Source organism: Paracoccus versutus (genome assembly GCF_029909795.1).
GTDB lineage: Bacteria > Pseudomonadota > Alphaproteobacteria > Rhodobacterales > Rhodobacteraceae > Paracoccus > Paracoccus versutus.
On the sequence record NZ_CP038197.1, the window covers coordinates 1,057,434 to 1,070,265 of the forward strand.

11 protein-coding genes and 1 pseudogene are annotated in these 12,832 nt (G+C 70.0%); 4 read left to right on the forward strand and 8 right to left on the reverse strand.

The genetic code is table 11. The annotated features are described in order from the left end of the window. Nucleotides 1–72 precede the first annotated feature (72 nt). Nucleotides 73–837, forward strand: coding sequence for a WecB/TagA/CpsF family glycosyltransferase (locus E3U25_RS16365; protein WP_116222164.1), 765 nt, complete (start codon nt 73–75; stop codon nt 835–837). 10 nt (nt 838–847) lie between these two features. On the opposite strand, the gene E3U25_RS16370 is transcribed toward E3U25_RS16365, so the two are convergent. The 5 genes from E3U25_RS16370 to E3U25_RS16390 form a co-directional block, all read right to left on the reverse strand. After that, a complete protein-coding gene (locus E3U25_RS16370) occupies nt 848–1,882 on the reverse strand; it encodes an ABC transporter ATP-binding protein (RefSeq protein ID WP_116222163.1) in 1,035 nt (344 codons plus the stop codon). Next, entirely contained in the window at nt 1,879–2,661 is a 783-nt protein-coding gene (locus E3U25_RS16375) for an ABC transporter permease (protein ID WP_072462372.1), read from the reverse strand. The genes E3U25_RS16370 and E3U25_RS16375 overlap by 4 nt, the downstream gene beginning before the upstream one ends. Further along, on the reverse strand, nt 2,658–3,506 hold the full coding sequence (locus E3U25_RS16380) for an ABC transporter permease (protein WP_116222162.1): 849 nt from the start codon (nt 3,504–3,506) through the stop codon (nt 2,658–2,660). The genes E3U25_RS16375 and E3U25_RS16380 overlap by 4 nt, the downstream gene beginning before the upstream one ends. 53 nt (nt 3,507–3,559) lie before the next feature. Further along, nucleotides 3,560–4,666: an ABC transporter substrate-binding protein gene (locus tag E3U25_RS16385; protein ID WP_116222161.1), complete on the reverse strand. Its 1,107-nt coding sequence runs from the start codon at nt 4,664–4,666 to the stop codon at nt 3,560–3,562. 126 nt (nt 4,667–4,792) lie between these two features. Continuing rightward, nucleotides 4,793–5,632 carry a 2-keto-4-pentenoate hydratase gene (locus E3U25_RS16390; RefSeq protein ID WP_116222160.1) on the reverse strand — a complete coding sequence of 280 codons (840 nt, stop codon included), beginning with the start codon at nt 5,630–5,632 and terminating at the stop codon, nt 4,793–4,795. A 156-nt stretch (nt 5,633–5,788) separates the two neighbouring features. Between E3U25_RS16390 and mutS the strand changes: the two genes are divergently transcribed. The 3 genes and pseudogenes from mutS to E3U25_RS16405 form a co-directional block, all read left to right on the forward strand. Continuing rightward, a complete protein-coding gene (gene mutS, locus E3U25_RS16395; RefSeq protein WP_116222159.1) occupies nt 5,789–8,425 on the forward strand; it encodes a DNA mismatch repair protein MutS in 2,637 nt (878 codons plus the stop codon). A gap of 195 nt (nt 8,426–8,620) precedes the next feature. Then, on the forward strand, nt 8,621–8,968 hold the full coding sequence (locus E3U25_RS16400; protein ID WP_036754272.1) for an STAS domain-containing protein: 348 nt from the start codon (nt 8,621–8,623) through the stop codon (nt 8,966–8,968). A 59-nt stretch (nt 8,969–9,027) separates the two neighbouring features. Further along, nucleotides 9,028–9,447: pseudogene (locus E3U25_RS16405) on the forward strand (ATP-binding protein); the annotation flags it as partial. A gap of 76 nt (nt 9,448–9,523) precedes the next feature. Here the strand turns inward: E3U25_RS16405 and hspQ are convergent. From hspQ to E3U25_RS16420, 3 genes are all read right to left on the reverse strand, one after another. After that, entirely contained in the window at nt 9,524–9,856 is a 333-nt protein-coding gene (gene hspQ, locus E3U25_RS16410) for a heat shock protein HspQ (RefSeq protein WP_072462378.1), read from the reverse strand. 362 nt (nt 9,857–10,218) lie between these two features. After that, a complete protein-coding gene (locus E3U25_RS16415) occupies nt 10,219–10,680 on the reverse strand; it encodes a CreA family protein (protein ID WP_116222158.1) in 462 nt (153 codons plus the stop codon). Between the two features lie 475 nt (nt 10,681–11,155). Then, nucleotides 11,156–12,784 carry a Na/Pi cotransporter family protein gene (locus E3U25_RS16420; RefSeq protein WP_072462380.1) on the reverse strand — a complete coding sequence of 543 codons (1,629 nt, stop codon included), beginning with the start codon at nt 12,782–12,784 and terminating at the stop codon, nt 11,156–11,158. Nucleotides 12,785–12,832: the final 48 nt, after the last annotated feature.

Consider the following 12,832-nt stretch of genomic DNA (forward strand, 5'->3'; position numbering starts at 1 on the left):
GCGAAGGACGTTGCAATCCCCTCGCCGCCAACACATCCTGCCGTCGATTCCGGCCGGACCCGAGGGCTTATCATGCATTTCAGCTTTCCCGACGGCAATGCCGTCCGCGTCAATTGTCGGGATTCTTCCGCGCTGCTGGCCGCGGTGCGGCAGCGGCTGGCCGAGGGGCGCGGCTTCGCCATCGCCACGATCAACGTGGACCACCTGCAAAGGCTGGGCGAGGACGCCCGCTTTCGCAGCGCCTACGGCGCGCATGACCTGGTCTGCGCCGACGGCAACCCCATCGTCTGGCTGTCGCGCATCGCCGGCCGGCCGGTGGCGCTGGCGCCCGGCTCGGACCTGGTGCTGCCCCTGGCCGCCGAGGCGGCGCGGGCCGGCCTGCCGGTGGCGCTGATCGGCAGCAACGACGAATCGCTGGCGCTGGCCGCGCGCAGCATGCAGGCGGCGGTGCCGGGGCTGCGCGTCGCGCTGACCCATGCGCCGGGCTTTCCCTTCGACCCGACGGGCGAGGAAGCGGCCCAGATCATCGCCCGCATTCGCGCCTCGGGCGCCCGGCTGTGCTTCCTGGCGCTCGGCGCCCCGCGGCAAGAGCTTTTCGCCATCCGCGCCCGCGACGCGCTTGGCGATGTGGGCTTCGCCTCGATCGGGGCCGGGCTCGACTTCCTGTCGGGCCACCAGCGCCGGGCGCCGCAATGGGTGCGGCGGATCAAGCTGGAATGGCTGTGGCGGATGCTGTCCAACCCGCGCCGGCTGTTCCTGCGCTATGCCAAGGGCTTCGCCATCCTGCCCGGCCACCTGCGCCGGGCGCTGGCCATCCGCGGCGAAAACCGGAAATAGGCCCGGCCCCTCAGCCCGGCAGGACCAGCCATCCGGCCTGCGCGGCCGCCAGGCGCACCTGCGCGCCGGGCTGGGGCAATGCCACCCCCGGTTCGTTGAAACGGTCCAGCACCACCTCGCGTCCCGCGGCCCGTGCCCGCAGCCGCTGGACCGAGCCCAGGAACTCGACGCCGGTGATCTCGGCCGGGATGCCCTCGGCGGCGATGCGCAGGCTTTCCGGCCGCGCCGCCAGGGTGATGCGGCCGGCGGGCAAGGGACGGTCCAGCGCGATCTCGGCCCCCTCGACGCGGACGAGGCCGCGGGCCGGGTCCAGCACCTCGGCCTCGAAACGGTTCAGCGTGCCGACGAAGCCGGCCACGAAATCGGTCGCGGGCTGGTTGTAGATCTGCGCCGGCGTGCCGGTCTGGTCGGCGATGCCCTGGTGCATGACCACGATGCGGTCCGAGATCGACAGCGCCTCTTCCTGGTCATGGGTGACGAAGATGGTGGTGATGGCCAGCTGCTGCTGGATCTCGCGGATCTGGTTGCGCAGGCTGACGCGGATCTTGGCGTCCAGCGCCGACAGCGGCTCGTCGAGCAGCAGCACGCGCGGGCGCGGCGCCAGCGCGCGGGCCAGCGCGACGCGCTGCTGCTGGCCGCCCGAAAGCTGCCAGGGATAGCGCCCGCCCAGGTCCGGCAGGCCGATCAGCGCCAGCATCTCGGCCACGCGGCCGGCGCGTTCGGCGCGCGGCACGCCCGCGGTGCGCAGGCCGAAGCCCACGTTCTCGGCCACGGTCAGGTTCGGAAACAGCGCATAGGACTGGAACACCATGCCGATCTGGCGCTGGTTCGGGCGCAGGCGCGTCACGTCCCGCCCGTCGATCACCACCCGGCCCGCCGTCGGCGTCTCGAACCCCGCGACCATGCGCAGCACCGTGGTCTTGCCGCAGCCCGAGGGGCCCAGGAAGGACACGAACTCGCCCTTCTCGACGCCCAGGTCGAAGTCGTGGACCACCTTGGTCACACCGAAGGATTTCTGCAGGTGGTCGAGGGTCAGGAAGGTCATTTCGCTTGCATCCGTGTGCCGAACAGGCGGGAGATCAGCTGCATCACCCCCATGCAGCCCCAGGTGACGGCAAAGGCGATCACCGCCAGCGCCGCCGGCTCATAGGCGCGGTTCGCGCCCAGAAGCTGCATGTAGGGGCCGAAGGCGGGACGGTTCAGCAGCGCCGCCATGGTGAATTCGCCGATGACGATGGCGAAGGACAGGAAGGCGCCGGACATCACCGCGCCCAGCACGTTGGGCAGGATCAGCCGGCCGATGATCCGCGCCCAGCCGGCGCCCAGCGATTGCGCCGCCTCGGTCAGCGAGCGCACGTCCAGCGTGGAAAGCCCGGTATCGACGGCGCGATACATATAGGGCAGCGCCAGCGTGGCATAGCCGCAAAGCAGCAGCAGGTTGGTGCCCGACGCGGTGCCGGTCAGCGGCAGGATCGAGCTGGTGTTGTAGAGCCGGATATAGCCGAAGACCACGACGATGGCCGGAATGACCAGCGGCAGCAGGGTGATGAACTCGATCACCGGGCGCAGCCGCGGCAGGCGCAGCCGCACCCAATAGGCGGTCGGCACCACGATCAGCACCCCCAGCAGGATGGTCAGAGCCGCCATGGCCACCGAATAGCTGAAGGTGGCGCGGAAATTCGGGTCCGACAGCACCGAACGATAGGCGTCCAGCGAATATTCCCCGCGCCGCATCCGCAGCGAGAACTCGATGGTGCCGATCAGCGGCAGCAGGAAATACAGCCCGCCGACGATCAGCGCCGCCCAGGACCAGACCCGCCTCATCGCATCCACCGCTCGGCGCGGGCGCGCATGACGACATAGGCGAGGTTCGCCAGCCCGGTGACGACGATCATGCCGAAGGCCATGGCATAGCCCAGGTGCGGGTCTTGCAGCACGTCGCCGCGGATCTGCGCGAACAGCATGATCGGCACGATGGACAGCGACGAGCCGGTCAGCGCATAGGCCGTCGCCACCGCGCCGAAGCTGTTGGCAAAGAGCAGCGCGAAGGTGCCCAGAAGCGACGGGAACAGGATCGGCAGCGCCACCATGCGCCAGTATTGGAAGGTGCTGGCGCCCAAGACCTCGGCCGCCTCGCGCCATTCGCGCTTGAGCCCCTCCAGCGCCGGGGTGATGATCAGGATCATCAGCGGGATCTGGAAGAACAGATAGGTCAGCGTCAGGCCCCAGAACGACAGCAGGTTGAAGCCCATGGCATAGATGTTGATGCCGAACCATTGCCGCAGCAGCGTCGTGACCAGCCCCACCCGCCCCAGCGTGGCGATGAAGGCAAAGGCCAGCGGCACGCCGGCGAAATTCGAGGCGACGCCGGAAAAGGTCATCAGCGGCCCCTTGATCCAGCCCGGCACGCCCCCCATCACCACCGCCGCCGCCATGGCAAAGCCGATCAGGCAACCCAGCAGCGCCGAGGCCAGCGAGATCTTGATCGAGATGGCAAAGCTCGACACGATCCGCGGCGAGGCGAGCCCAGCCAGGTTGGCCAGCGTGAACTCGCCCTGCGGGTTCTGGAAGGCGCCGATGACGATGTTCATCGTCGGCAGCACCAGAAACAGCAGCGCGAAGGCGAAAAAGGGCAGGACGCCCAGCCAGTTCCAGCCGATCTGTCTCATTCCGCCTCGCCCGTTCGGGGCGGCCCCGCCGGTGCGGGCGGGGCCGCCGCGCCTTATTCCTGGACCGCCGCGCCGACGGTGGCGTCCCAGCCCTCGGTCACGACCTTCTTGTTGGCCTCCTGCTGCTCCAGCGTCGGGAAGATCGCCTTTTCATAGGCGTCCGCCGGGGGCAGCGCGTCCAGCAGCTCCTGCGGCACCTTGCCGCCCGCAACCAGGTCGTTGAAGCGGATCGGGTGGCAATAGCCTTTCAGCCAGCCCAGCTGGCCCTCGTCCGAATACAGGTATTCCATCCACAGCTTGGCCGCGTTCGGATGCGGCGCATAGGCCGAGATCGCCTGGACATAGACGCCCGCGACCACGCCGTCCTCGGGGATGACGACCTCGACCGGCGGGTTGCCGTTCAGGCTGTCGCGCCAGGACAGCAGGTTGTAGTCCCAGGCGGTGACGATCGGCGTCGCGCCCTGGGCGATGGTCGCCGACTTGCCGATGACGGGGACGAAATTGCCGGCCTTGTTCACCTCGGCCATCAGTTCCATGCCCTTCTGGCCCGAGGCCTCGCCCGGCTCGCCGCCATTCGCGATGCCGGCCGCCATGACCGAGATGATCGCCTGGGCCGAGGCGCGCGGATCGCCCGCCAGCGCAAAGGCGTTGGCGTATTCCGGCTTGGTCAGGTCTTTCCAGCTTTTCGGCGCCGCGTCGATCAGGTCGCTGTTCACGCCAAAGGCCATCACGCCGTAATAATCGCCATACCAATAGCCCTCGGCGTCCTTGGCATCGTCCGGGATCGTGTCCCAGGTCGCGACCTTGTAGGGCTGGATCAGCCCCTCGGCCTTGGCCTGCGGGCCGAAGGACAGGCCCACGTCGATCACGTCGGGCGCCTGCGGGCCCTTGTTGTCCTTGTTGGCGCGGATCGCCTCCAGCTCGTCGGCCGAGCCCGCGTCGGGGTTCAGCTCGTTGACCTGGATCTCGGGGTATTTCGCCTTGAAGCCCTCGATCACGCCGCCATAGTTGCACCAGTCATGCGGCAGGGCGATGGTGGTCAGCATGCCCTCGGCCTTGGCGGCCTCTTCCAGCGCCGCCAGATCCTGCGCCGAGGCGACACCCGCACCCGCCAGCAGGCTCAGCGCGGCCAGCCCCGCCGCGGTCGATTGAATGGTCATTGGTCAACTCCGTTCCAGAACACGCCCCATAGGCGGCTGGATGCCACCTAGCGGCCCCCCGTGACAGTCTTGCGACGGAACTCCCCTGTTGGCAAAGGTTTTTTCCAGCCTGCCCTAGCCGCCCGGTCAGGGCACCAGCGCCAGCCCCACCTTCATGGCCCGGCCGCCGATGCGATATTCGGCCTCGATCCGGTGGCCGGGCCGGGCGGGATGCAGGCCGCCCAGCGAGCCCAGCGAGATCACCGAGCCCGGCTTCAGCTCATAGCCGCCCTGCTGGACCAGCCACAGCACCACGTCCAGCGGATGGCCCAGCAGCATCTCGCCCGAGCCGGTCGCGACGCTCTTGCCGTCGAGCTTCAGGTTCACCGTCAGCGCCGCCAGGTCGGCGACCGGATCGCGCAGATCCGAGATCGGGATGCCGCGGCCCAGCACGCCGCGCCAGGGCGTCACGCCATAGGCCACCATCAGGGGCCCGGTCGGCACCACGTCCTTTTGCAGCGCCAGGTCGGGCAGCTCGACAAAGGGCCGCACGTCCCGAAGCGCGGCCGCCACCTCTTCGCGGGTGCGGGCCTGCATGATGGCGGAACTGCCCACGGTCACGACCAGGTCGGCCTCGAAGAACGGCTCGCGGCTGCCCGCAAGGCTCAGCCGCGCCCCGTCCGGCAGCAGCATGGGCGCAAACAGCGCGCCCGCCACCGGCTCGGTCACGCCGAAGCGTTCCTGCACCGGCTTAGAGGTGAAGCCGACCTTCACCCCCACCGGCGCGCCCAGCTCGGCCTCCAGCACGCTGCGGAAGCTGGCATAGGCGCAGGCCCCCTCCTCGAGCGTGCGCACCAGGGGGTCGGGCAGGCGCTGGCCGGCGATCCAGCCGCGCGCGGCATTCTGCATCAACGAGACATCCGGGCAGGCCGCGACGGCCACGCCCGCCAATGGCAGCATGATTGCGCCCAGAATCAACGATTTCATCGCCTCGCCCCAAAGACTGTTTTCCGCCAGACGATGCCGCAACAAAAGGCGGCTGTCACCGGGATTCTTGCGTCACCGGCGCAACTTGCCCGCATCCTGTTTGCATCGGCCCGCGCATCCCCTAGAAGAACGGGACCGCAGGCGACAAGGCTGGACATGAGCGACCAACCCACCCCGATGATGGCGCAGTATCTTGCGATCCGCGATGCAAACCCCGGCGCGCTGCTGTTCTATCGCATGGGCGATTTCTACGAGATGTTCTTCGAGGACGCGGTGGCCGCTGCCGCCGCGCTCGACATCGCGCTGACCAAGCGCGGCACGCATCTGGGCGAGCCGATCCCGATGTGCGGCGTGCCGGTCCATGCCGCTGAGTCCTACCTGCTGACGCTGATCCGCAAGGGCTTCCGCGTCGCCATCGCCGAGCAGATGGAAGACCCGGCCGAGGCCAGGAAGCGCGGCTCGAAATCCGTGGTCGCCCGCGACGTGGTCCGCCTGGTCACCCCCGGCACCCTGACCGAGGAATCGCTGCTCGAGGCGCGGCGGCACAATTTCCTGGCCAGCTTCGCCACGGTGCGCGAGGAATCGGCGCTGGCCTGGGTCGATATTTCCACCGGCGCCTTCCGCGTCATGCCCTGCCCGCCGGCGCGGCTGGCCCCCGAACTCGCCCGCCATGCCCCGCGCGAGTTGCTGGCCGCCGAGGGTTCGCGGCTGGACGAGACCGCCGCCGAGGCGGGCGCGGCGCTGACCGAACTGCCGGCGATGAGCTTTGACAGCGCCGCCGGCACGCGCCGGCTCTGCGCGCTGTTCCAGGTCGAGACGCTGGACGGGTTCGGCCAGTTTTCCCGCGCCGAACTGGCCGCCATGGGCGCCATCGCCGACTACCTGGAGCTGACGCAAAAGGGCCGGATGCCGCTGATCCGCCCGCCGGTGCGCGAGGCGCTTGGCGGCTCCATGCAGATCGACGCCGCAACCCGCCGCAACCTGGAACTGACCCAGGCGCTGTCGGGCGGGCGCGAGGGGTCGCTGCTGGCCGCCATCGACCGCACGGTGACGGCGGGGGGCGCGCGGCTCTTGGAACGCCGCATCAGCGCACCGTCGCGCGACCTGGGCGAAATCCACGCCCGCCAGGCCGCGGTCGCGCATCTGGTGGACGACCCGCGCCTGACCGCCGACCTGCGCGAGGCGCTGTCGCGCGCCCCCGACATGGACCGGGCGCTGTCGCGGCTGGCGCTGGAGCGGGGCGGGCCGCGCGACCTGGCCGCGATCCGCGCCGGGCTGACGCAGGGCGCGGCCATCGCCGCCATGCTGGGCTGCGACCAGATTGCCGTGCTGGCCGAGGCGGCGCGCGACCTGACCGGCCATGACGCGCTGATCGACCTGCTCGACGAGGCGCTGGTGGCCGAGCCGCCCCTGCTCGCCCGCGACGGTGGCTTCGTTGCGCCGGACTATGACGACGACCTGGACGAGACCCGCCGCCTGCGCGACGAAGGCCGCGGCGTCATCGCCCGGATGCAGGCCGATTACATCGCCGAGACCGGCGTCCAGAGCCTCAAGATCAAGCACAACAACGTGCTGGGCTATTTCATCGAGACCACCTCGACCCATGCCGAGCGGATGCTGGCCCCGCCGCTGAACGGGCGCTTCATCCACCGCCAGACCACCGCGAACCAGATCCGCTTCACCACGGTCGAGCTGTCCGAGCTGGAAACCCGCATCCTCAACGCCCGCGACCGCGCGCTGGAGATCGAGCGCGAGATCTTCGCCCGCCTGGCCCGCGCCGTGCTGGACCAGGCCGGCCCCGTGGGACAAGCGGCCCGCGCCATGGCCGAGATCGACCTGACCGCCGGTTTCGCCGACCTCGCCTCGGGCGAGGGCTGGGTGCGCCCCGAGGTCGACGCCAGCCGCGCCTTCGTGATCGAGGGCGGCCGGCATCCGGTGGTGGAGCGTGCGCTCAAGCGCAAGGGCGAGGCTTTCGTCGCCAACGACTGCGCCCTGACCGAGGGCGAAACCCCGGCGATCTGGCTGCTCACCGGGCCGAACATGGCCGGCAAATCGACCTTCCTGCGCCAGAACGCGCTGATCGCCATCCTGGCGCAGGCCGGCGGCTTCGTGCCCGCCCGCCGCGCCCATATCGGGCTGGTCAGCCAGCTCTTCAGCCGGGTCGGTGCGGCGGACGACCTGGCGCGCGGGCGGTCCACCTTCATGGTCGAGATGGTCGAGACCGCGGCGATCCTGAACCAGGCCGACGACCACGCGCTGGTGATCCTGGACGAGATCGGTCGCGGCACCGCGACCTGGGACGGGCTTTCCATCGCCTGGGCGGTGATGGAGCATCTGCACGCCACCAACCGCTGCCGCGCGCTCTTCGCCACGCATTACCACGAGATGACCAGCCTGTCGGCCCGCCTGCCCGGCGTCGAGAACGCCACCGTCGCCGTGCGCGAATGGGAGGGCGAGGTGATCTTCCTGCACGAGGTCAGGAAGGGCGCCGCCGACCGCTCCTATGGCGTGCAGGTGGCGCGGCTGGCGGGGCTGCCGCCCGCGGTGGTCGAGCGCGCCCGCGACATCCTGCACCAGCTGGAAAGCGGCGAACGGCAGGGCACCGGCAAGCCCGCCGCGCTGCTCGACGACCTGCCGCTGTTCCGCGCCGCCCCGGCCCCGGCGCCCGCGGCCAAGGCCAAGCCCTCGGCGGTCGAGGACCGCCTGCGCGGCCTCAACCCCGACATGATCAGCGCGCGCGAAGCGCTGGACCTGGTCTATGAGCTGCGCGGGATGCTGGAGGGCGAGGCGTAAACGGCGGGGGCCGGACCGGCGGGCCCGATCCGCTTCCTCGGATTTTCCCGACCGGGCCGGTGCCGGTCGCAAGGATCATGAAAATGCGCCCTATTTTCGCGTCTTCCGGCGCGAAAATCCGTGCGACGCTTACCGGCCGGTAACGATTGCCGGTCTAGAACGGGGGCGAGCATACAGAAAACAGCGGAAGCCAGAATGCAACTGACATTGCTGCCCCAGCCCGACGGGCTGACGATCCGCGTCGATGAAAAACGCCTCGACGCCGCCATTGCCACCGCCTTCAAGGACCGCGTGCGCGGCATGATCGCCGGCGGCGGCGCGCAGGTGACGCTGGACCTGCGCGGGGTCGAGTTCATGGACAGTTCCGGCCTTGGCGCGGTAATCGCGATCTACAAGGCCATGCCCGCGGGGCGAAAGCTGACGCTGACCGGGCTGACCCCGAATGTCGAGCGGGTGTTCCACCTGACGCGGATGGACACCGTGCTGACAATCCGCAAGTCCGCCGAGATCCCCGCCGCGCGCCCCGAAGGCCCCGAAAGATGAGCGTTTCGCCCGAACCGGCCGGAAAGCGGCTCCGCCAGCCCCCGCCACCCCGCCAGCCGATGTTCCACCGCATCTTCCGCGCCGATCCCGCCACGGTGCGCGCCGCGCTGCTGTTCCTGCGCGAAAGGTTCGACGGCAGCGCCGGGGACGAGGTCATCGCCAAGCTGGAACTGGCGTTGGCCGAGGTGCTGAACAACATCTGCGAACACGGCACCCGATACGAGGCGCTGCGCCTGGGCGGCCGGCCGCATGCGCCGCTGATCCACCTTTGCGTCGCGCGCCATGTCGGCGGCATCGCCTGCGCGGTGACGGATGACGGCCGGCCGCTGCCCTCCTCCTGCCTCGACATGCACGACCTGCCCTGGACCGGCCCGCCGCCCCAGGATGCCGAGGCGATCCTGCTGCTGCCCGAGGGCGGCTTCGGCTGGTTCCTGATCCAGGAACTGACCGCCTCGCTGTGCTATTTCCGCGAGGGGCGGCGAAACTTCCTGGCCTTCGTCGTTCCGGTGGCCGATCCGGGGCCGCAAGCCGCGCCCGCCCCCCGGACGCCTGACCTCAATTCAGGCCGAATTGCAGCGGATAGCGGCCGTCCTGGAATTCGCCGAACATCTCCGTCACCTCGGGATGTTCCAGCGGCTCGCCGGAATGATCCGGCACCAGGTTCTGCTCGGAGACATAGGCGACGTAATAGGTCGCCTCGGTTTCGGCATAAAGGTGATAGAATGGCTGGTTGCGCGAGGGGCGCGATTCCTCGGGGATGGATTCGTACCATTCCTCGGTGTTGGAAAATTCCGGGTCCACGTCGAACACCACGCCGCGGAACGGATGTTCGCGATGGCGCACTACCTGGCCCAGACTGTATTTCGCGCTCTTGGACGGAATCCGCATCTCACCGTTCCTGTTTGGCGCGGCTCTTACAACCACCGGGCGCCGCTGTCCACCTGTGGGGCCGCAAACCACCTGCCCGCCCTGGCGTTGACGCGAGGGCCGGGACATTCCGCATCGGGACGGGGCCGCAGCGCCGGGCCACAGGGCCCGCCCTATCGACGGCCACGCTCGCGCTGCGGCTTGGCCCCCACCGGCCAGGCCCGCGCTGCGGGCTGCGGGCTGCGGGCTGCGGGCTGCGGGCTGCGGGCTGCGGGCTGCGGGCTGCGGGCTGCGGGCTGCGGGCTGCGGGCTGCGGGCTGCGGGCTGCGGGCTGCGGGCTGCGGGCTGCGGGCTGCGGGCTGCGGGCTGCGAATGCCGCAGTTTCACCGGGCCGGCAAGGCCTCGCCCGGCTCCAGCGCCACGGTCGAGATCGACATCTTGGCCGAGCCTTCCTTCACCTGATCGGCATGGGCAAGATAGACCAGCACCTGGTTTTCCTCGTCATAGATCCGCTTGACCCGCAGCGACTTGAAGATCAGCGAGCGCGAGGCGCTGAACACGTCCTCGCCCTTCGGCCCCCGGCGGATGTCGCCGATCGTGACCGGGCCGGTCCGGCTGCATTCGATGGCCGAGTTCGACGGATCCTCGAACCAGTTGCCCTGGCTCAGCCGGTCGATCACCGAACGGTCGAAATAGGCCAGGTGGCAGGTCACGCCCTGCACCTGGGGATCGGCGATGGCCTCGACGATGATGTCGTTGCCGACCCAATCCACGCCGACCTTGCCGACCACCTCGGCCGAAACGGGCGCGGCCATCAGCGCCAGGGCGACAATCCATGTCTTCATCTCGTTCTCCGGGGCAGCGAAACCGGACCAAGCATGGCAAGCCCGCACCGCCGCCGCAAGCCCCGCTGCCCGCGGCACCCCCCAGGCATGGGCCCGGCACCGCGGGCGAATCGCGCCAGCCGCGGCGCCCCGGCAAAGCGCGGCGCGAAAGCCGCCCGTCCCCTGCCGGCAGGATCGCCATGCCGGCCCCCGAGAACCGGCCCGCCCAAGACCGGGGCTGCCCCGTGCCGGCCGCGCGGGATCCCTGGACACACGCCGCGCAAGGGTTCAAAGGCCGCGCACCGAAACGCCCACCCCGCCGGATAAAGGTTTCCCGCGCTCGACCGATGCATCTCCACCACCCGGCACGGCGGGCCATCCAGCCGGTCCGGGCCGCGCGGCTCGCCGGACAGCAGCTCCCGCCAGGACCGCAACCCGCGATGCGCCCGCGAACGGTCCGGCGGCGTCAGCCCGATGGCTTCGCCCGATCCGGCCGTCAGCCCCGCTTGAGCCGGCTTTCGATCAGCAGGTCGGCCTCGTCCAGGATCGGATGCGCGACCGAGACGATATGCGCATTCACCCGCTTCAGGTCGCGCAGGATGTCCAGGTGCAGCGAAGAGGTCTGCTGGCTCTCCGCCCGCCCCTCGCGCAGCCGCATCAGGTGGCGCTGCGCCGACATGCGCTCCAGTCGGCGGATCTCGACCTTCTCCTCCATCAGCTGCCGCGCCAGGTCGCGGTCGCGGGTCATGAAGACGGTCTGGGCCAGCCGCAGGTTCTCGATGGTCATCAGGAACAGCCCGTCGAGTTCGCGATAGCCCTCGTCGGAAAAGCGCAGGGCCAGCGCCGCCTTCTTGCGGATCTCGGGGCCGAGCCCCTTGTCGATGATGTCGCCGACATGTTCCAGGTTGATGACATAATCCAGGATGGTGATGGCTTGGCGCCGCTGATCCTCGCCCGCCTCGCGGCCCAGGCGGGAGAGAAAGCTCTTCACCTCCTGCTGCATGCGATCCACCCGCTCTTCCAGCACGGAAACCTCGGCCAGCGGCGCGTCGTCGCCGCGGTCGAAGGCGGTGTGGGCTTGCTGCAGCATCCGTTCGACCACATCGCCGATGGCCAGCGCCGCGCGGCTGGCGCGGGCCAGCGCCACCGCCGGCGTGTCCAGCGCCTGCCCGTCGAGCAGCTGCGCCTCGATCGGCGGCGGCGCCTCATCCTCGTGCAGGATCAGCCCGGTCAGCCGCGTGACCAGCCCCGAGAAGGGCCAGATCGCCGCGGCCAACACCAGGTTGAAGGCCAGATGCGCCTCGACCGCCAGCCCGGTTTCCGGCAGGGGCACGGCGGTCAGCACCTGCGCCGCCTGGCCCGCCAAGGGCAACGCGACAAGGCAACCGACGGCGCGCACGACCAGGTTGCCCAGGGCGACGCGGCGGGCGGCGATGCCCTGCCCGGCCGTGGCCAGCACTGGCGGGATCGCCCCGCCCAGGTTGGCGCCCAGCACCAGCACCACGGTCAGCGCCGGCTCCATCCCCAGCGACAGCACCAGCATCACCACCGCCAGCGAGGACGAGCAGATCACCGCCAGCCCCGCCGCGATGGCCAGCGCCACCGGCCAGGCATTGCCCAGCATGGCCAGGAAGGCCGCCATGGCCGCGGATTCGCGCAGGGGCTCGGTCGCATGGCCCAGCAGGCCCAGCGACAGCAGCATCAGCGCGATGCCGATCAGCGCGAGCCCGCCGCCCGACCAGCCGCGCCGGGACTGGCGGCGCATGGCATAGCCGGCCAGCAGCAGCACCGGCACCAGCGCCTCGATCCCCGAGGCGACGATCCAGGCGGTCAGCGCCGTGCCCAGGTTGGCGCCCAGCAGCACGATCTGGGCCATGCGCGGCCGGATCATGCCGCGATCCACGAATGAGGCCGTCATCAGCGCCGTCGCGGTCGAGCTTTGCAGCCCCAGCGTCGCCACCAGCCCCGAGGCAAAAGCCCGCAGCCCGGTGCGCGTGCCCCGCCCCAGCGCCATCTTGAGCCTGACGCCGAAGGCGCGAACCATCCCGTCGCGGACCAGGCCAAGCCCGAAAAGCAGCAGCGCCACGGCCCCGGCGAGCTGGAAGATGACGGAAAGGGACTGCACGGCGCCTCACCTCCTGACACGCCACGCATGGCGCATAGGGCTGATATT

Bases quoted from the DNA above. Each gene is read 5' to 3' on its own strand.
- E3U25_RS16365 (WP_116222164.1), top strand. From the start codon at position 73: ATGCATTTCAGCTTTCCCGACGGCAATGCCGTCCGCGTCAATTGTCGG.
- E3U25_RS16370 (WP_116222163.1), bottom strand. From the start codon at position 1,882: ATGACCTTCCTGACCCTCGACCACCTGCAGAAATCCTTCGGTGTGACC.
- E3U25_RS16375 (WP_072462372.1), bottom strand. From the start codon at position 2,661: ATGAGGCGGGTCTGGTCCTGGGCGGCGCTGATCGTCGGCGGGCTGTAT.
- E3U25_RS16380 (WP_116222162.1), bottom strand. From the start codon at position 3,506: ATGAGACAGATCGGCTGGAACTGGCTGGGCGTCCTGCCCTTTTTCGCC.
- E3U25_RS16385 (WP_116222161.1), bottom strand. From the start codon at position 4,666: ATGACCATTCAATCGACCGCGGCGGGGCTGGCCGCGCTGAGCCTGCTG.
- E3U25_RS16390 (WP_116222160.1), bottom strand. From the start codon at position 5,632: ATGAAATCGTTGATTCTGGGCGCAATCATGCTGCCATTGGCGGGCGTG.
- mutS (WP_116222159.1), top strand. From the start codon at position 5,789: ATGAGCGACCAACCCACCCCGATGATGGCGCAGTATCTTGCGATCCGC.
- E3U25_RS16400 (WP_036754272.1), top strand. From the start codon at position 8,621: ATGCAACTGACATTGCTGCCCCAGCCCGACGGGCTGACGATCCGCGTC.
- hspQ (WP_072462378.1), bottom strand. From the start codon at position 9,856: ATGCGGATTCCGTCCAAGAGCGCGAAATACAGTCTGGGCCAGGTAGTG.
- E3U25_RS16415 (WP_116222158.1), bottom strand. From the start codon at position 10,680: ATGAAGACATGGATTGTCGCCCTGGCGCTGATGGCCGCGCCCGTTTCG.